We start from the raw sequence: 20,323 nt of genomic DNA on the forward strand, positions 1-20,323 counted from the left end.
AATGTAATCTAAATATTATATACTCTATTTAAGCTAAAATTCCTTCTATAAATCCATGTTTTGTGCTAATTAAATTGACATTCAATATTTTCCCCTCTATATTTTCATTAGATTTAACCAAAACTTTAATGTAATTAGAAGTTAAACCTTCATAATATCCATTTTCAAGCTTTGTTTCAAACAACACTGACACATTATTATTTAAAAATCTTTCCATAAATTTCTTGTTATTTTCATCAGATAAATTCATCAGCTTTTCGCTTCTTACTTGCTTAATCTTAGGGTCTATTTGACCTTCCATACTAGCAGCTGGGGTACCTTTTCTAGGAGAATATTTAAATACATGCATTTGAGAAAGTTCTATTTCTTTTAAAAACTCATACGTTTTTTCAAATTCATCATCAGTTTCTCCTGGAAATCCTACAATTACATCTGTAGTTATAGCTACATTTTTTATTTTTTTTCTAAGATTCTTTACAATATTTTTGTATTGTTCTGTGTTATATTTTCTATTCATTCTTTTAAGAGTTTCATCACATCCACTTTGAAGAGACAAGTGAAAATGCGGACATATTTTTTCCATAGAAGCTATCTCATCTATAAATTCATTATCCATTAAAAGAGGCTCTACAGAACTTAATCTTATTCTTTCAATTCCATCTATTTTATGAATTTCTTTTAATACCTCAAGTAAAGTAACATCACCTAAGTCTTTTCCATAAGAGGCTACATGAATCCCAGTTAATACTATTTCTTTGAATCCATTATTAGCAAGATCTTTTACTTCACTTGATATATTATCTAACAATCTACTTCTAACCGGTCCTCTTGCATAAGGAATTATGCAATAAGAGCAAAATCTATCGCATCCTTCTTGTATCTTTAAAAATGCTCTTGTCTTTCCTCTAACCTCTTTTATTTGCATTTCCTCAAATTCTCTAACCTTCATGATATCATCGACAGTACTTATTTTATCATGTTTAGTTATATCTTCTATAATTTCTACTATTTTATTTCTGTCATTAGTTCCCATTACTACATTTACTTCTTCTATATCAAGTATTTCTTCTGGAGCTACTTGAGAATAACAGCCTACAACTGCGATTATAGAATTGGGATTTATTTTTTTGGACCTTCTTATAAATTGTCTTGACTTTCTATCACTCATATTAGTAACAGTACAAGTATTTATTACATATATATCTGCATATTCTTCATGGTCTACAACTTCGTAAGAAGCTTTTTTAAAAAGCTCTGTCATAGCCTCCGTCTCATATTGATTTACTTTACATCCTAATGTATAAAATGCTACCTTATTCAATACTAACATCTCCTTTTAGATGGGATAGTTCATAAATAACTATTGAAGATGCTACTATTGAAGCAGTCTCTGTTCTTAGTATTCTAGGTCCTAAACTTATAGATGTCGCTCCTATATCTTGAAGTATATTTATTTCTTCTTCATCAAATCCGCCTTCTGGACCTATAAATATGCCAACTGAGCTTATATTAGCTTTATTTATAGCATCCTTTATAGATTTCGAATCTTCTTTTTCGTATGGAACTATATTAATACTATTTTTTCCCATATCTAAGAGAGCTTCTTTAAAACTCAAAGGATCTTTTACCTTTGGAATAATCCCTCTTTTGCTTTGCTTAGCCGCTTCATAAACTATTCTTTCCCATCTTTGAATTTTTTTATCTTTTTTATCTTCAAGTTTTGCAACACTTCTCTTCGTTATAACAGGTATAATCTCACTAACACCTACTTCTGTTAGTTTTTGAAGTATTAAATCCATTTTCTGACCTTTTGGAAGCCCTTGATATAGCTTTACTTTAATATCACATTCTCTTTTAATATCTACCGGTTTTATTATATTTAAAAACACTTCTTTTTTTGTTATATCTTTTATCTCACATATATACTCATTGTTGTTTTTATCACATACTTCAAGTTTTTCTCCAATACTACATCTTAAAACCTTTGATATGTGCTTTACATCCTCACCTTGTATTAAGCATTCCTTTTGTTCTAAATTTATATTATTTAAATCCACAAAAAATCTATCCATTATTATTCACCCTTTTTAGATACGATAACTGCCCATTCTCCCATAGTATTAACCTCTAAAATTTCGAAGTTATTCTCTAAAAGAGCAGCTTTAACGAGTTCTATTTTCTCAAGTATTATACCAGATGATATGAATAATCCTCCATCATTTAAGAAATTAGAAACATCTTTTGCAAGTATAGCTATAATCTCTGCTATAATATTGGCAACTACTATGTCAGCTTTTTCAGTAACAACATTCATTAAATTTCCGTATCTTATTTCAACAGAAGAATCTACGTTATTAAATTCTACGTTTTCTTTAGAAACCTTAACAGCAACCTCATCAAGGTCTACGCCTATAGTTTCTTTAGCTCCAAGTTTAGCTGCTGCAATAGATAATATACCGCTCCCGCACCCTATATCAAATACTACATCTTCATTATTTATTCTCTTCTCTAATTCTCTTATACACATGGTTGTAGTTTCATGAGTTCCCGTCCCAAATGCCATACCTGGATCAAGCTCTATTACTATCTCGTCTTCATTTTTCTCATATTCTTCCCATGTAGGTTTTACAACTATTTTTTCTCCTACTTTAGCAGGTTTATAATATTGTTTCCATGAATTAGCCCAGTCCTGTTCGTCGACCTCAGTTATATTCACACTACCTTCTCCTATATTTATTCCATACGTTGGAAGTAGCTTTATTTTTTCTCTTATCATTTCGACTTCTCCAACGATGTTCTTTTGTTCGTTAAGGTAGGCCTTTATTATAACCCCTTCATATCCTGTATCAAATACATTTTCTTCTATGTAATCCCAAGCTACATCTTCTTTATCTTGAAATAAGAAATCATTAGGATCTTCTATTACCACACCGCCCACTTCACACTCATAAATAATACTTGTAACTGCTTCAACCGCTTCCGTAGTAGTTTTAATTGTAACCTCAATCCACTTCATAAAGATACCTTCCTTCATATCATTATTTTTTCCAATTTAACTGTAGTAATTATTATACAGTAATTTAAGACAAGAATCTACACAAAATATCATGTATTCTATTTTTCCTATTTTTTCTCTTCCAAACATAATATTATTATCAACAATAATAAATTTGTATATACAATCCAGTAAGAATCTCATCTAAATATTAAGTAATTATTTTAAATTTTTTCTAATAAATTGAATAACTATATGTATATTTACAAATAATACATGTGAATTTCTATAATAATTTCATTATTAAGTAAAAGGTAGGTGAAACTATGAAAATTAAAATAAGGGAAGATGAAAAAAAAGATTTTGAAAAACTAGATGAAATAATAAATCAACACAAAGATGAAAAAGGTATGCTTATTAGTATTTTACAAAAATCACAAGAATACTTTGGATATTTACCAGAAAAAGTTCAAACATACATATCCCAAGAACTCGATATACCTATTTCAACTATCAACGGTGTTGTAAGCTTTTATTCTTTGTTCTCACAAAAACCACAAGGAAAGTATACTATAGGAGTTTGCCTCGGAACTGCCTGTTATGTAAAAGGTGCTCAAGATATTTTAAATACAATCAAAGAAGAACTGCATATAGATGTAAACGAGACAAGTATGGATAAATTGTTTACTTTAAAATCCACACGATGCATAGGCGCTTGTGGTCTTGCTCCAGTTATAACTATAAATGATGAGGTACATGGAAAAGTATCTCCTGCTGATGTTCCTTCTATACTTTATAAGTATCTGAAAGAACACAAAGATTCAAATACTTTAAATTAGGAGGTGACTTTATTGAATTTCAAAAAATTAAATTCTATTGAAGATCTAATGCAATTAAAAGAAAATGAGCTCAAATCTATAAATATAAGATTTAAAGACAAAAGTATAGAAAAAGAAATAAATAAACACCATATACTGGTATGCGCAGGAACTGGCTGTACATCATCTAAAAGTAATCTAGTAAGACAAAAACTGGAAGAAGAAATAATAAAAAGAAATTTACAAGAAGATGTTAAGGTGTTTAAAACAGGTTGCTTTGGATTTTGCAAATTAGGTCCAATAATAGTAGTTCATCCAGATAGAACTTTTTATGTTGAAGTATCTCCTGATGATGTGGACGATATTTTAAATGATCACATTCAAAACAAAAAATTAGTAGATAGACTTTTATATCATTCACCTAAAAATGATGAAATTCAAAAGACTATTGACGAAATAGACTTTTTCAATCATCAAGTGAGAATAGCCCTTAGAAATTGTGGTCTTATTGATCCAGAGAATATAAATGAATATATAGCTATGGATGGGTATATGGCTTTATCAAATATTTTAAAAAATAATACACCTCCTCAGGATATAATTGAGGAAATAAAAAAATCAAATCTTAGAGGTCGTGGCGGAGGTGGATTTCCAACAGGAATCAAATGGGAATACGCAGCATCTTACAAAGATGATTCAAAATACGTAGTATGCAATGCAGACGAGGGCGATCCTGGTGCTTTTATGGATAGATCTATACTCGAGGGAGATCCTCACAGTATCATAGAAGCAATGAGTATAGCAGGATATTGTATAGGAGCTAATAAAGGATATGTATATGTAAGAGCTGAATATCCAATAGCAGTTGAGAGACTAAAAATAGCTATCGCTCAAGCGAAAAAAGCGGGACTTTTAGGACAAAATATATTAGGGTCCTCATTTAGTTTTGATTTAGATATAAGACTAGGAGCTGGAGCATTTGTTTGTGGTGAAGAAACAGCTCTTATTCAATCAGTCATGGGCCTTAGAGGTGAGCCTAATCCTAGACCTCCATTTCCTGCTCAATCTGGTCTTTGGAGTAAACCAACTTTAAATAACAATGTAGAAACATATTCAAATATTCCTATAATCCTTAACAAAGGAGCCTCTTGGTATACAAGTATTGGAACAGAAGATAGCTCAGGCACAAAGGTATTTGCCTTAGCTGGGCAAATAAACAATACAGGTCTTATAGAAGTACCTATGGGGACATCTCTTGATACGATAATTTTTGATATTGGTGGCGGAATTAATCATAATAAAAAGTTTAAATCTGTTCAAACTGGCGGACCCTCAGGTGGATGTATTCCTAGTGAATTATTAGACACAAAAATAGATTTTAAATCTTTAACAGATATAGGTTCCATGATGGGATCTGGTGGTCTAATCGTAATGGATGAGTCTGATTGCATGGTTGATATTGCTAGATTTTACCTTGAGTTTGCACAAGAAGAATCATGCGGAAAATGTATTCCATGTAGAATAGGTACAAAACGACTTTTAGAGATATTAAATAAAATAAGTGATGGAAAAGGAGAAATGAAAGATTTAGATATATTAAAAGAACTTTCATACGATATAAAAAATGCCTCTTTATGTGGACTAGGTCAAACAGCGCCTAACCCTATTTTAAGTACATTAAAATATTTTGAAAATGAATTTATATCTCATATAAAAGATAAAACTTGCCCTGCTGGAGTTTGTAATAATTTATTGAAGGTCGTTATTTCAGATGAAAAATGCATTGCCTGCGGAATTTGCGCTAAAATTTGCCCAGTAAATGCTATTTCAGGTCAAATAAAAAAGCCTCCTTTCATTATAGACCAAAATACTTGTATTACATGTGGCGCATGTATTCCAAAATGTCCAGTAGATGCAATATATAAAAAATAAAGGCAGGTGATATTTATGAAAAATACTAAAGAAAATAACGAAGATAAAAAGGTAAATATAACCATAGATAACATAACTTATGAGGTTCCTGACGGAATTTCTGTTCTTGAGGCCGCTAGAATACTTAATATTGAGATTCCAAGTTTATGCTATTTGAAAGATATTAATGAAATAGGCGCTTGCAGGGTATGTGTTGTTGAAATAGAAGGTATTAACAACCTACAAGCATCTTGTGTTTATCCCGTACGAGAAGGATTAAGAATCAAAACTAATACAGAAAAAGTCAGAAAAGCTAGGAAATCTGCTGTAACATTATTACTGTCAAATCATCATAGAGAATGCTTGACCTGTGTTAGGAATTTAAACTGCGAGCTTCAAAATATAGCAGATAATCTTAACATTAGAAATATACCTTACACAGGAGAAATGCAGGATTATGGATTTAACGACAACAATCCAGCTATACAAAGAGATTATAATAAGTGCATCCACTGTAGAAGATGCATGGCAGCTTGTAATACTATACAAGATTGCGATGTATACTCTCCTTTAAATAGAGGTCTTGATACTGTAATAGCTCCTGCCTTTAAAAAGGATTTAGCAGATGTAACTTGTATAATGTGCGGTCAATGTGTTCTTGCTTGTCCTACAGGCTCTTTAAGTGAAAAAGAGGAAATACCCAATGTTTGGAATGCTATATCAGATCCGGATAAGATAGTTATAGCTCAGACTGCACCCTCTATACAGGTAACCATTGGAGAATCCTTCAATATGCCAATTGGTACTCTTGTAACTAAAAAGCTTGTTACATCACTTAAAAGACTTGGGTTTGACAAGGTATTTGCAACAGACGTTACTGCTGATTTAACAATAATGGAAGAAGGTAGTGAATTAGTTGATAGAATCTTAAACGAGCCAGAAAAGCTTCCTCTTTTATCATCGTGTTGTCCTGGTTGGGTCAAATTTGCAGAAAACTTTTATCCAGAACTTTTAGATAAACTATCTTCTACTAAGTCTCCTCATGAAATGTGTGGTGCCTTAACTAAAACTTGGTATGCTAAAAAATACAATATAGATCCAAGTAAGATAGTTACAGTAGCTATAATGCCTTGTACTGCTAAAAAATTCGAAGCTGCACGTCCAGAGATGACTTCAGATGGATTTAGAAATGTAGATTATGTTCTTACAACTAGAGAATTAGTTAAGATGATTAGAGAGGTAGGTATTGATTTTTCAAATTTACCAGATAGCGAATATGATGAACCTTTTGATCAATTCAGTGGAGCTGGTATGATATTTGGAGCTACAGGTGGCGTATTAGAAGCTGCTGTTAGAAGCGCTCATAAACTAATTACAGGAGATGAGATGTCTGTTCCTGATTATGAAGACGCCAGAGGTCAAAGCGGTCTAAAATACGGAGTTGTAAAACTAGGTGATAAAACCATTACAATAGCTATCGCTCATGGTACAAAAAATGCTAGAATTGCTATAGAAGATTTCAAATCTGGCAAGAAAAAATTTGATTATATGGAAGTTATGGCATGCCCTGGAGGATGCGTAGGCGGAGGAGGCCAACCAATTCTTGCAAATAGGGATTATAAGTATATATCTTTAAGCTACAGACACAATAGAGCTGATACCTTATATAATGTTGATACCACAAAAAATATAAGACGATCTCACGATAACCCAAGAATACATCAAATTTACAAAGAGTTTTTAGGAAAACCACTATCTCATATATCTCATAAATACCTTCATACAACTTTTACTCCTCGTGGTAAGTATCCTTATCTAAATAAAGATGATTCTGAAAAATAAGCTATTGGCACATACCAATAGTTTATTTTTTTTAACTTAATTATACAATTAATTAATTTTTTTCGTTTAAAGTAAAAAAAATACTTTTTTTAAACATTTTTCAATTAATTTAAACAATATATGTATTTTTATGATATAAATATATATAAATACATTTATATCATAAAAATAAGGAGGATGTTTATGGAGGTTTTTGTTGCTAGACAACCAATTTTTAATAGAAATAGAGAAGTTATAGCATATGAACTTTTATATAGAGACGGAAACAAAAATTTTTTTGATGCTAGTATAAATTCTAGTAAAGCTACATCTATACTCCTTGTAAATAGTTATTTTTCAATAGGACTTGAAAATTTAACTAAAACTAATAAAGCATTTATAAATTTTGACAAAAATTTAATACATAACGATATTCCATTAATTTTTAATAAAGATACAATAGTTATAGAGCTTTTAGAAGATATCATTCCAGATGAAAATTTTATAAATAAAATTAAAAATCTAAAATCACATGGATATATAATAGCTTTAGACGATTATAAAGCTGATTATCCTTACGAAAATTTAGTAGAACTTTCAGATATTCTAAAAGTAGATGTTCTTAACAATACAATATATGATTTAGAAAAAATCGTTAAAAAATATGATAATAATAAAAGAAAATTTCTTGCAGAAAAAGTTGAAACAAATGAAATGTTTGACTTTGTTAAAAGTATTGGGTATGACTATTTTCAGGGATACTTTTTTAACAAACCAACAATAATCAAAGGCAGAGGAATTTGCGGAAATAGAATTCATTATTTTCTAATTTCAGAAGAATTAAATAAGAAAGAACCTTCATATGACAAAATTACAAAAATAATAGAATCTGACACTAGTATAGCTTATACATTTTTAAGACTTGTAAATTCAAAGTTCACATTGATAAGTGAAATTCATTCTATAAAACATGCTCTGGCAATGTTAGGACTAAAAGAAATAGAGAAATGGGTATACATAGTAATGATGCAGAATTTCCAAAAAAATTCTTGTAATGAAACTTTTAAAACATCTCTTTTCAGATCTAAACTCGGTGAGTTTTTAGCAGAAAATTCTATTCATAATAACAGAAAAAACGAAGTAATGCTAATGGGTCTTATGTCTGTTATCGATACTTTATTGGAAGAGCCTATGGAAAAAATATTAAAAAAACTCCCCTTATCTGAAGATATAAAAAAAGCATTACTACAAAAAGATAGCCCTCTTACTGATATATATAATTTCATACTAAAATATGAAGAAGGCCGTTGGGAAGAAATTTCTATATATGCTCAAAAACTAAATATAGATATACATAAACTTCCTGATTTCTATTTTGAATCTATAAAATGGACGGATGAGTTAAATGCATTAATAACAGAAAACAAATCAGTTTAATATTATACTAAAAAAAGTCTGTTGACAAAGTTGATGTCAACAGACTTTTTTTACTCTATATAAAATTATATAATTTGCAAGTTATAGATAACATTGTAAAAGTACTACAGCATCAACTATTTTGAGCAACGGAGCCCGTAGGACTCGTTGGCGACATGAGCTATGCGGCAGCATAAAGCGAATTTTTATTTAAATAAATCTTTCATTTTATCAAAGAAGTTTTTACGCTGTTCGTGAACCTCTTCTCCACTTTCCTTTGCAAATTGTTTTAATAGATCTTTTTGCTTTTCTGAAAGTCGCTTAGGAACCTCTACTACAACTTTCACATACTGGTCTCCCCTTGTTTTTGATCTAAGTCTTGGTATACCTTTTTCTCTTAACCTAAATACCGTTCCGGTTTGAGTTCCCTCAGGTATTTTATACTTAACCTTACCATCAAGAGTAGGAACTTCAACCTCGTCACCAAGAGCAGCTTGTGCAAATGTTATAGGCATTTCACAATATACATCATTTCCATCTCTTTCAAATAGTTTATGAGGTAATACATCTATTACAACATATAAATCTCCTCTTGGACCTCCTCTTAATCCTAATTCCCCTTCACCAGAAAGTCTTATTGCAGAACCTTCATCTATTCCTGCTGGTATTTTAATATTAACCTGCTTTTTCTTGCTAATCTCACCTTTACCACCACATTTAGTACAAGGTGTTTCAATTATACTTCCGCTACCTGAACAAGCATGGCAAGCTCTAACATTCATCATAGTTCCAAATGGAGTTCTTTGAGCTTGCTTTACCTCACCTGAACCTCCACAAGTAGGGCAAGTTTTTTTAGATGTTCCTGGTTTTGCTCCTGTTCCAGAACATTCTTCACAATTTTCACTTCTATTTATATTTATTTCTTTTTCAGTTCCAAATGCAGCTTCCTCAAAAGAAATACTCATTCTATATCTAATATCAGACCCTCTTTCTGGTCCATTTCTTCTTCTTGATCTTCCACCGCCAAATATGTCTCCAAACATATCTCCGAAGATATCCTCAAATCCACCGAATCCAGATCCATTAAAATCGAATCCGCCATGGCCTCCAAATCCTCCATTTGCTCCAGCATGACCAAACTGATCGTAGTTTTGTCTTTTTTGAGAATCCGAAAGAACTTCATAAGCCTCATTTGCTTCTTTAAACTTTTCCTCGGCTTCTTTATTATCTGGATTTCTATCTGGATGATATTTCATAGCAAGCTTTCTGTATGCTTTTTTCAACTCCTGGTCTGAAGCGCCCTTTTCAACACCTAGCACTTCATAATAATCCCTTTTACTCAACTTATATCACCGCCCATATCATAATAATAGCTTGTGACTTTATTTGCCACAAGCTATTTATATTATTTTTCGTCATCAACAACTTCATAATCTGCATCAACAACATTTTCGTCCTTAGGACCTTCTTGACCTTGATCTCCTTGTGCTTGTTGATCTGCAGCTGCTTGTTGATACATTTCTTGAGAAACCTTATGGAATTTAGTCATTACATCTTCAGTAGCTTTTTTAAGTTCTTCTGAAGTTGCATCTTGTTTCTCTTTAACTTCTTTTAAGTTCTTAATAGCGGCTTCTATTTCTGCTTTATCATTTGCCCCTACTTTATCTCCTAATTCATTTAAAGTTTTCTCTGTTTGGTATATAGTAGATTCTGCATTATTAACAGCTTCTATCTTTTCCTTTCTTTCTTTATCTTGTTGAGCATTCATTTCTGCTTCTTTAACTTTTCTTTCTATTTCTTCTTCTGAAAGGTTTGTATCAGATGTAATAGTTATCTTTTGCTCTTTACCTGTTCCCATATCTTTAGCTGAAACATGAACAATACCATTTGCATCTATATCAAATGTAACTTCTATTTGAGGTACTCCTCTTGGCGCTGGTGGAATATCTGTTAATTGGAATCTTCCAAGCGTAGTATTGTCAGCTGCCATAGATCTTTCACCTTGAAGAACGTGAATGTCAACAGCAGTTTGATTATCAGCAGCTGTAGAGAATACTTGAGATTTCTTAGTTGGTATAGTAGTATTTCTTTCTATTATCTTAGTTAATACTCCGCCTAAAGTTTCGATTCCTAAAGATAAAGGAGTAACATCTAAAAGTAATAAATCTTTAACTTCTCCAGTTAATACTCCACCTTGAATTGATGCTCCTACAGATACACACTCATCTGGATTTATTCCTTTATGAGATTCCTTACCTATAAATTTCTTGATTCCTTCTTGAACTGCTGGTATACGAGTTGAGCCTCCAACTAATAATACTTTGTCTATATCTGATGGATTAAGACCAGCGTCTGCTAATGCTTTTCTTGTTGGCTCCATAGTATTTTCTACCAATTTAGCTGAAAGTTCTTCAAATTTAGCTCTTGAAAGATCCATATTTAAATGTTTTGGACCAGTAGCTGTTGCAGTTATAAACGGTAAATTTATATTTGTACTCATAACACTTGAAAGCTCTTTTTTAGCTTTTTCAGCAGCTTCCTTTAATCTTTGAAGACTCATCTTATCATTTCTTAAATCTACACCTTCTTGCTTTTTAAAGTCCTCAGCTATATAGTTAATTATTAAATCATCAAAGTCATCTCCACCTAAATGATTGTTTCCATTAGTAGCTAAAACTTCAAATGCTCCATCTCCAATTTCAAGTATGGATACGTCAAAAGTACCTCCACCTAAGTCAAATACTAATATTTTTTGATCTTCATTAGCTTTATCAAGACCATATGCTAAAGCTGCAGCAGTTGGCTCATTTATAATTCTCTTCACTTCAAGTCCTGCTATTCTACCTGCATCCTTAGTTGCTTGTCTTTGAGCATCTGTAAAATAAGCTGGAACAGTTATAACAGCTTCTTTAACAGTTTCTCCTAAGTGTGCCTCTGCATCAGCCTTTAATTTTTGAAGTACCATAGCCGAAATTTCTTGTGGGCTATAATCTTTTCCATCTATATTAACCTTATAATCTGTTCCCATATGTCTTTTTATAGACATTATAGTTTTCTCAGGATTAGTAACAGCTTGTCTTTTTGCAGGCTCTCCTACTATTATTTCACCATCTTTTCCAAAAGCTACAATAGATGGAGTAGTTCTCATTCCTTCTGCATTAGTTATAACTGTTGGCTCTCCTCCCTCAAGCACTGATACACATGAATTCGTTGTTCCTAAATCAATTCCAATTATTTTACTCATATATATATCCTCCTTTAAATTCCATATTATATCTATTTTGATACTTTAACCATTGCTGGTCTTATAACTTTATTTGTAAACTTATATCCTCTTTGTAATACATCTACAACCTTATTAGGCTCAACACCTTCTATTTCATCTTGAAGCACAGCATAATGATAATTTGGATCAAAATCACATTCATCTGTTTGTATCTCTTCTACTCCAAACTTTTTTAAAGTGTCTACTAATTGTTTTAATACAAGCTCTACACCTTTGTAAATGCCACTTTCTTTTTCATCATCAGCAGAAGAGTCAATAGCTCTTTGCATATTATCCATAACAGGAAGTAATTCTGTTATTATCTTTTCATTTGCAAATAAGCTTATATCACTTTTTTCCTTATCAACTCTTCTTCTATAATTGTTGAAATCTGCTTGAAGTCGTTGTAGTGAATCTTTAGCTTCTTGTAATTCTTTATCTTTAGAGTCTATTTTTTCGCAAGACTCCTCTGTTTGTTCAAACTCTGGTTCAATTTCTTGGTCTATTTCTTGTTCAATTTCATTTTCAGGCATTTCTTTTTCATTCAAAACGTTCACCCCTTAATACCTATATTACAATTTCTTTTTAACAGAATTTTTTAATACATCTCCTACACAGTTAACTATAGAACACATTTTTGAATAGTCCATTCTAGTGGGTCCAATAATGCCTATCTTACCTATGACTATTCCATCTATATCACAAGTAGCTGTTATAACACTACAATCTTTTATTATATCATAGTAGTTATCACTACCTATAACTATATTAAGATGTTCTTTAGTTATACCTTTTGTATTTAATATATTTGCAACTGTTTGCTTTTCTTCTAATACATTTAAAAAAGCCTTAGCCTTTACTATATCATTGAATTCAGGAAAATTGAATATATTAGTAACTCCATTTAACAAAATCTCTAATTCATCTGTTTGAGATAAATTATAATATATTCCATCTAATATATTATCCAAAATATTACTGTAATTTAGCATTTTGGAATTTACATACCTAATAAATTCCTCATCTAAATCACTCATTGTCTTTCCACTAAAATGTTCACTTAACATTTTGGAGACTATATTTACTTTTTCTTGATTCATTTGCATATTGTGTTTTATCAAGGTATTTTTAACAACACCTTTATCAGTTATTATAATGAGTAAAATGCTATTTTCAGTAACATGTATTATTTGTAAATGCTTTATTTTACTAGCACTAGCCTTTGGTGTTAATGCAACAGACGTACAGTTAGTAAATTTAGAAAGAAGCTTAAGAGTATCTTCTAATAAATATCTAACTTCACCCATATTTTTGATTATAGACTGCTTTATAACATGTCTTTCTGGATCTGTTAGATTATCTTCTTTCATCAAGCTATTTACATACAATTTATATCCCTTTTCAGATGGTACTCTACCTGAAGAGGTATGAGGCTGAATTAAGTAACCCATCTCTTCTAAATCAGACATCTCATTCCGTATTGTAGCTGCACTCACTCCTAATTCATATTTTTTCGATATGGTTCTAGATCCTACAGCTTCAGCATTCTCAATATAATCTTTTATTATCGCCTCAAGTATCTTTCTTTTTCTTTCAGTTAAACTCATAAGAATCACCTCTTCGCTGTTAGCACTCACCACATCCGAGTGCTAAAAACCTTATGCATTTAAAATACCACTATTATTTCATTTTGTCAAGATTACTTTTTCAAAAATTCTACAAACACTTTATTACTTATATCGATTCCCTTGTTTGTCAAGCTCAATCTAGAATCCACCAACTCTATAAGATTCGTATTTTTTAAAGATTCTACTTCGTTTTTATACATTTTCATAAAATCAACTTTAAATTCTTCATTAATCTTTTTCAAGTCTATACCTTCATTCATCCTAAGTCCCATAAATATTTTTTCCTCAATCATATCTTGTTTATCAAGCTTTTCTATATTTTCTATAGGAAGTTCAAAATTTCTTAGTTTTTCACAATACGTTTTTATATCCTTATAATTAGAAAATCTCTCTTTATTCAAATAAGAGTGAGCTCCCGGACCAAGACCTAAATATTGCCCACATCTCCAGTATAGTATGTTATGTTTACACTCTTTTTTATCTTTTGCATAATTTGAGATTTCATATTGATTATATCCCTTTTCTTTTAAATAATCTCTTGTATAGTAGTACATTTTCAAATCTAATTCCTCGTCTAATAGTTCTAGTTTTCCTTCGTCATATAACCTTCCAAACACAGTCTCATTTTCTATTATAAGAGAATACGCAGATATATGACTCGGATTCAGTTTTACAACATCTTTAAGAGTTTGCTTCCAATGTTCAAAGGTTTGACTTGGAAGAGAAAACATCAAATCTACATTTATATTCTCAAAACCTATTTTTCTTGCTATTTCAAAGTTTTCTTTGAATTCTTCATACGAATGTATTCTTCCAAGAGACTCTAAATGCTTTCTATCACTCGATTGAAGACCTATACTAAGCCTATTTACACCCGATAAGAATAGAGTATTTAATTTTTCTTCAGTCAAAGTACCAGGATTTGCTTCAATACTTATTTCAGCATCATCTACTATATCAAAGTTACTATGTATATTGTCTATCAATAGTTTTAGTTCTTCATTTTCTAAAATACTAGGAGTTCCTCCTCCAATAAATACAGTTGAAAAACAATCTTTATCGAATTGTTTAGAGTAAAGATTCATTTCAGTTATTATACTTCGAATATACCTCTTCTTATCTTCATAATCTAATTTAAAAGAATTAAAATCACAGTAATTACATTTTTTTATACAAAAAGGTACATGTACGTAAAGCCCTTTTCCCAATATAATTCCTCCTAATAAAAAAATTCGTCTAGTCGCTACGCAATAGCTAATGTCGCCAACGATCCCTATGGTATCCGTTGCTCAAAATAGTTGCAAGTGAAGTTCTTCAATCAATATTATACACAGATTTAAAACTATATAATTTCGTATAGAATATTAAAGCCCTAAAATACTATAGAATAGTATTTTAGGACTCTTTACTTTTTTAATCTATTTTCAGTACTGACATAAATGCCTTTTGAGGAACCTCTACAGATCCTATTTGTCTCATTCTCTTCTTACCTTCTTTTTGCTTTTGAAGTAGCTTTTTCTTACGAGAGATATCTCCACCATAGCATTTAGCTAAAACATCTTTTCTAAGAGCCCTTACAGTTTCTCTTGAAATAACCTTATTTCCCACAGAAGCTTGTATTGGAACTACAAACTGATGTCTTGGTATTTCATCTTTTAATTTTTCACACATAACCTTGCCTCTATTATATGCCGTACTCTCATGTACTATAAATGACAGTGCATCTACTTGCTCTTTATTTATAAGTATATCTAGTTTTACTAGGTTAGATTGTTTGTATTCTTTAAATTCATAATCTAGAGATCCATATCCTCTTGTTCTAGATTTTAAAGCATCAAAGAAATCATATATAACCTCGTTCAGTGGAAGTTCATAATGAAGCATAACTCTTCTTGTATCTATATACTCCATATTTTTCATTTCTCCACGTCTTTCTTGTGCAAGTTCCATAACAACTCCTACATAATCATTAGGAACTATTATATTAGATTTAACAATAGGTTCTTCCATCATTTGTATTTCAGCAACAGGAGGAAGATTAGTAGGATTTTGTATCATTAATACTTCTCCATCATGCTTAGTAACCCTGTATATAACAGATGGCGCAGTAGTTATTATGTTAAGATCAAACTCTCGATCTAGTCTTTCTTGCATTATTTCCATATGAAGAAGCCCCAAAAATCCACATCTAAATCCAAATCCTAAAGCTGCAGATGTCTCTGGCTCAAATTCAAGTGCCGCATCATTTACTTGTAATTTTTCAAGTGCGTCTCTTATGTCTTCATATTTTTCACCTTCCGCTGGATAAATACCACAGTAAACCATAGGAGTTGCCTTCTTATAACCTGGCATAGGTTCATCCGTTGGATTTTCATGATCTGTTATAGTATCTCCAACTTGACAGCTTCTTATTTCTTTTATACTAGCTGCAACATACCCTACATCTCCCGCACATAACTCATCTATAGTAACTTGTCCAGGTGCCATAACTCCAACTTCTGTAACTTCAAAAGTCTTTTTAGTATTCATCATTCTTATTTTCATACCTTTTTTTAGAGTTCCTTCAAACACTCTTATATATGCCACAACTCCTTTATAGCTATCATAGTATGAATCAAATATCAAAGCCTTCAAAGGGGCATCTTTATCTCCTTGCGGGCTAGGGACACTCTTAACTATAGCCTCTAGCACATCTTCTATGTTAAGTCCCTCTTTTGCAGATACTAACGGAGCCTCTGATGCATCAATTCCAATTATATCTTCTATTTCTTCCTTTATCTCATCTGGTCTAGCACTTGGAAGATCTATCTTATTTATAACAGGTACTATTTCAAGATTTTGATCTATTGCTAAATAAACATTAGCAAGAGTCTGAGCTTCAACCCCTTGTGCTGCATCTACTACTAAAAGTCCTCCCTCACACGCTGCAAGGCTTCTTGATACCTCATAGTTAAAATCTACATGTCCTGGAGTATCTATTAAATTTAAATAATATTCATTTCCATCTTTAGCTTTATATATCAATCTTATATTTTGAAGCTTTATAGTTATTCCTCTTTCTCTTTCTAAATCCATATTGTCTAAAAGCTGATCTTTCATATCTCTTTCACTAACAAGTCCTGTATGTTGAATTAATCTATCAGCTAAAGTAGATTTTCCATGATCTATATGAGCTATTATACTAAAATTACGAGTTCTACTTTGTTTATTCATTGCTTTATGCTTCCTCCTCATCTATATTAAAAATTCGTATAGTCGCTACGCACTGACTCATGACACCAACGAGTAATTATGTATATATGCACTTATTTTAATAAGCAATATAATCTTTATTGTATAATGTAATTATCTATATTTCAATAAATTTTTATTCGTTTTATAATACATATTTTAAATATCAACTATAAAATTCGCTTTATGCTACTGCATGTCTCATATCGCCAACGAGTCATACTGGCTCCGTTTCTTAAATCAGTTGATTATATAGTACTCTAATCAATGTTATGGACAGATTGAAAATTATATTTCTATAAATTAAACAAGGCTTATCTTACTTTATAAGATAAGCCTTCAACAAATGTATATACTTTATAATAAATAGATTTATCGTAAATTCCCATAAAAGTTCTAGTTCGATAATCAACTATATTTATACAAGATAAAAATATTATCAAGGTAACCAATGTAAATATCCTTCTAGTTAAAATAATTTTCTTATTTTTTTTACTTTCTATAGTTTTTTCTAGTCTTCCCATAAAGATCACCTTTTCATATTTTTTAAAGCTTCATCTAATATCTCTGATAAATATTTAGTAGTATTCAAAGATTCCTGTATAGTATTTGCATTTCCTCCTATCTCTATTAGAGCATAATTATTCGATAAAAATTGATTGAATTTACCATATGGCTTTACTATAACTTTTTTTGCAAGACCAGGATATTTTTTATTGCTTATATCTATTATATAATTTGCAAATTTTTCTACTTCTGTCCTGTTAGCACTTTCAGGTCCTACTACTATAGAAAATCTTGCTACTTTTTCTCCATCTATAGTCGTAGTCTCCTGTTTTTTTACACTTTTTCTCATTTCTTCATTTTTTATATCTATTCCATCTCGATGTATATCAAATATAAATTTTATACTATCGTATTTGCTCAATACACCTCTAGCTGTTTTTAAAGATCTACTATAAGATCCATTAAAAGATGGGTAGTCATGATATTCTTGATTATGTAAAACACTGTATCCTTTTTCCTCTAAATGTTTTTTTAATTCATCTCCTACAGCTAATACTGAGTATTTTCTATTTAGAGAATGATAATTACCTGTTCTTTCTGGTTCGTAACTTTCAGTCCCATGAGTATGATATATTAAAATCTGAGGCTTCCCATTAACAAGTTCTACTTTTTGTGGTACTTCAGGTTTTTTATTATTTGATGGTTTTGCAATTTTATTATTTGTTTCCGTGTTTTTTTTGTCATTAACAGTTATTTTTATAAATTCTTGATTTTCATGACTCGCAATTTCATCTTCATCTTTCCTCAACATGTTAAACCCTATCTTAACTAATCCTTTGTTCTTTTTTTCTTCCTTTAGTTCAGGATATGTTTTAGTTATAAGATATTTTAAAAAATCTTCTTCATTTGAACTAATGGCCTTACTTGTAATCGAAAAAATAGCCACAAAAGATATACTTAAAATAATACTCAATATTATTGATTTTTTTCTCATCTGTATACCTCCCCTAATTCTTGTCCTCTTTAAGTAAAACAATATTTAATCCATTTATAAATATTATGAAAATGTTTATTAATTTATTCCTGGATGTAATGATTTATTTAAAGACATACTAAGTATTATAGCTAGATTGTCTATTATTTCATCTATATCTTTAGGTGTAACTACTACATTTTGATCAAATGGCTCTAGTAATTCTTTAATTAATCTATATTTTTCTTCTTCTTTTAATGATTTTAACATATTATAAAATTGTTTCCCCTCTGTGCTTTCTTTTATAAGATTGTCTATAGTCATATCTATAACATCAGATGTTAAGGTAGCTGCATCAACAACAGTAGGAACGCCAATTGCAATTACAGGAACATTTAAATATTCCTCATTTAAAGATTTTCTTATATTTCCAATCCCAGCACCTGGAGATATTCCAGCTGTAGATATCTGTATAGTTTTATTGACTCTTTCTAACTTTCTAGAAGCTAAGGCGTCTATAGCCACTACTCTATCAGGCTTTATCATTTCTACTAAAGCTTTAACTGTTTCACTAGTTTCTATACCAGTTATCCCCATAACACCAGGACTAAGAGCTGCTACTTCACTTAAATCCTTGTCTTCTTCTTTGTTATAAGCTTTAAATAAATGTCTAGTAACTAATGTTTTTGATACAGTTTTAGGGCCCAGTGCATCAGATGTTATGTTCCAGTTTCCAAGACCTATTATCAGTGTCTTTTTATTTGTTTTATTTTCAAACAACTTACTTAATTGTTCACTAACACATCCAACGATTGTATTTCTCGATTCCTCATCATCAAATGTCAAATACTTAGATTCGATAGTAATATAAATACCTTTCTCCTTTCCCATTACCTCTTTTCCTGTATCATTCATAATTTCAATTCTAGTTACTGTGTAATCTTCATTTTCTTCTTTATCAACTTTAACTCCAGGTATCTCAACATCTCTGTCTTCACTATACATTTCTCTTGCTTCAATAGCTAAATCAGTTCTTATATTCTTCAAATGTACCCCTCCATAATCTATAATAAATACCTACTATATATATTTTACAATTTTTTGTTTTTTATAACTTCATATGAGCATATATTATTTAAATTTAAAATAATTGATTAAAGAATTACACTCGCAACTATTTTTAAGCAACAGAGTCGTAAGACTTGTTGGCGCCATGAACGCATGTGAATTTTGAGCAACGGAGCCCATTAGGGATCGTTGGCGACATGAGTCAGCGCGTAGCGACTAGACGAATTTTTTTATTTTTAAGACAAATTAAGATATTTTATTATATTTTATTAGATTTTTGTCTATTATATTAAAAGTCAGCATTTTAAAATATCATTAATATATATTTTCCTTGATTTTTAGTTTTTTTTCTGATAAAATCTACTTTGTTGATATTTGAAGAACCATTATACATACAAGGGGGTGAACAGATTGGCTAACATTAAATCAGCTAAGAAAAGAATAAACGTTATAGCTAAGAAAACAGCTTTAAATAAAGCTAGAAAATCTCAAGTTAAAACTGCTATAAGAAAATTTGAAGAGTCTCTAGTTGCTGGAAACAAAGAAGAAGCAATGAACAACTTCAGATCTGCTGAAAAGAAAATATACCAAGTAGCTGCTAAAGGAACTATGCATAAAAACGCTGCTGCTAGAAAAGTATCTAAACTAGCTAAAAAGTTAAACACTATAGCAGGTTAATATACTACAAAA

Annotated in this window: 18 protein-coding genes; 5 read left to right on the forward strand and 13 right to left on the reverse strand. The window is 30.7% G+C overall.

What is annotated here, in order from left to right; all coding sequences use genetic code 11:
- Positions 1-28: 28 nt before the first annotated feature.
- From mtaB to Tmeso_RS16270, 4 genes are read right to left on the reverse strand one after another with little or no spacing between them, the layout of a single operon-like run.
- Positions 29-1,321, reverse strand: a complete 1,293-nt coding sequence (mtaB, locus tag Tmeso_RS00955; RefSeq protein ID WP_099187333.1) for a tRNA (N(6)-L-threonylcarbamoyladenosine(37)-C(2))-methylthiotransferase MtaB — start codon at positions 1,319-1,321, stop codon at positions 29-31.
- On the reverse strand, positions 1,314-2,072 hold the full coding sequence (locus tag Tmeso_RS00960) for a 16S rRNA (uracil(1498)-N(3))-methyltransferase (protein ID WP_099187335.1): 759 nt from the start codon (positions 2,070-2,072) through the stop codon (positions 1,314-1,316). Before Tmeso_RS00960 ends, mtaB begins: the two co-directional genes overlap by 8 nt.
- A 2-nt stretch (positions 2,073-2,074) precedes the next feature.
- Positions 2,075-3,016, reverse strand: a complete 942-nt coding sequence (prmA, locus tag Tmeso_RS00965; protein ID WP_099187337.1) for a 50S ribosomal protein L11 methyltransferase — start codon at positions 3,014-3,016, stop codon at positions 2,075-2,077.
- 36 nt (positions 3,017-3,052) lie between these two features.
- On the reverse strand, positions 3,053-3,199 hold the full coding sequence (locus Tmeso_RS16270; RefSeq protein ID WP_187296176.1) for a hypothetical protein: 147 nt from the start codon (positions 3,197-3,199) through the stop codon (positions 3,053-3,055).
- A 122-nt stretch (positions 3,200-3,321) separates the two neighbouring features.
- Between Tmeso_RS16270 and Tmeso_RS00970 the strand changes: the two genes are divergently transcribed.
- The 4 genes from Tmeso_RS00970 to Tmeso_RS00985 all read left to right on the forward strand — a co-directional run bounded on the left by Tmeso_RS00970 (position 3,322) and on the right by Tmeso_RS00985 (position 8,982).
- Complete coding sequence (locus tag Tmeso_RS00970; protein ID WP_099187340.1) at positions 3,322-3,834, forward strand: NADH-quinone oxidoreductase subunit NuoE family protein; 513 nt, start codon at positions 3,322-3,324, stop codon at positions 3,832-3,834.
- A 48-nt stretch (positions 3,835-3,882) separates the two neighbouring features.
- Positions 3,883-5,745 (forward strand): NADH-quinone oxidoreductase subunit NuoF, encoded by a 1,863-nt coding sequence (locus Tmeso_RS00975; protein WP_242967806.1) that lies wholly within the window; start codon positions 3,883-3,885, stop codon positions 5,743-5,745.
- 15 nt (positions 5,746-5,760) lie between these two features.
- On the forward strand, positions 5,761-7,566 hold the full coding sequence (locus Tmeso_RS00980) for an NADH-dependent [FeFe] hydrogenase, group A6 (RefSeq protein WP_099187344.1): 1,806 nt from the start codon (positions 5,761-5,763) through the stop codon (positions 7,564-7,566).
- Positions 7,567-7,749: 183 nt separating this feature from the next.
- Positions 7,750-8,982, forward strand: a complete 1,233-nt coding sequence (locus Tmeso_RS00985) for an EAL and HDOD domain-containing protein (RefSeq protein ID WP_187296177.1) — start codon at positions 7,750-7,752, stop codon at positions 8,980-8,982.
- 185 nt (positions 8,983-9,167) lie between these two features.
- On the opposite strand, the gene dnaJ is transcribed toward Tmeso_RS00985, so the two are convergent.
- The 9 genes from dnaJ to gpr form a co-directional block, all read right to left on the reverse strand.
- Complete coding sequence (gene dnaJ, locus Tmeso_RS00990) at positions 9,168-10,304, reverse strand: molecular chaperone DnaJ (protein ID WP_099187348.1); 1,137 nt, start codon at positions 10,302-10,304, stop codon at positions 9,168-9,170.
- A gap of 62 nt (positions 10,305-10,366) precedes the next feature.
- Positions 10,367-12,205: a molecular chaperone DnaK gene (gene dnaK / locus Tmeso_RS00995; RefSeq protein WP_099187350.1), complete on the reverse strand. Its 1,839-nt coding sequence runs from the start codon at positions 12,203-12,205 to the stop codon at positions 10,367-10,369.
- 32 nt (positions 12,206-12,237) lie between these two features.
- The gene (gene grpE, locus Tmeso_RS01000; RefSeq protein WP_330400272.1) at positions 12,238-12,774 is read right to left on the reverse strand and encodes a nucleotide exchange factor GrpE; all 537 of its coding nucleotides are present in this window, start codon (positions 12,772-12,774) and stop codon (positions 12,238-12,240) included.
- A 24-nt stretch (positions 12,775-12,798) separates the two neighbouring features.
- Positions 12,799-13,833: a heat-inducible transcriptional repressor HrcA gene (gene hrcA / locus Tmeso_RS01005; RefSeq protein ID WP_099187352.1), complete on the reverse strand. Its 1,035-nt coding sequence runs from the start codon at positions 13,831-13,833 to the stop codon at positions 12,799-12,801.
- A gap of 92 nt (positions 13,834-13,925) precedes the next feature.
- On the reverse strand, positions 13,926-15,062 hold the full coding sequence (hemW, locus tag Tmeso_RS01010; protein WP_099187354.1) for a radical SAM family heme chaperone HemW: 1,137 nt from the start codon (positions 15,060-15,062) through the stop codon (positions 13,926-13,928).
- 205 nt (positions 15,063-15,267) lie between these two features.
- Positions 15,268-17,067, reverse strand: a complete 1,800-nt coding sequence (gene lepA, locus Tmeso_RS01015; RefSeq protein WP_099187356.1) for a translation elongation factor 4 — start codon at positions 17,065-17,067, stop codon at positions 15,268-15,270.
- 332 nt (positions 17,068-17,399) lie between these two features.
- Entirely contained in the window at positions 17,400-17,609 is a 210-nt protein-coding gene (locus Tmeso_RS01020; protein ID WP_099187358.1) for a hypothetical protein, read from the reverse strand.
- A gap of 5 nt (positions 17,610-17,614) precedes the next feature.
- The gene (gene spoIIP / locus Tmeso_RS01025; protein ID WP_099187360.1) at positions 17,615-18,586 is read right to left on the reverse strand and encodes a stage II sporulation protein P; all 972 of its coding nucleotides are present in this window, start codon (positions 18,584-18,586) and stop codon (positions 17,615-17,617) included.
- A gap of 78 nt (positions 18,587-18,664) precedes the next feature.
- Positions 18,665-19,612: a GPR endopeptidase gene (gpr, locus tag Tmeso_RS01030; RefSeq protein WP_099187362.1), complete on the reverse strand. Its 948-nt coding sequence runs from the start codon at positions 19,610-19,612 to the stop codon at positions 18,665-18,667.
- Between the two features lie 432 nt (positions 19,613-20,044).
- Here gpr and rpsT point away from each other — a divergent pair, with 432 nt between their 5' ends.
- On the forward strand, positions 20,045-20,311 hold the full coding sequence (gene rpsT, locus Tmeso_RS01035; RefSeq protein ID WP_099187364.1) for a 30S ribosomal protein S20: 267 nt from the start codon (positions 20,045-20,047) through the stop codon (positions 20,309-20,311).
- The last annotated feature ends 12 nt before the right edge of the window (positions 20,312-20,323 follow it).

Origin of the sequence: Tepidibacter mesophilus (assembly GCF_002724055.1) — a bacterium.
Lineage (GTDB): Bacteria > Bacillota > Clostridia > Peptostreptococcales > Peptostreptococcaceae > Tepidibacter_A > Tepidibacter_A mesophilus.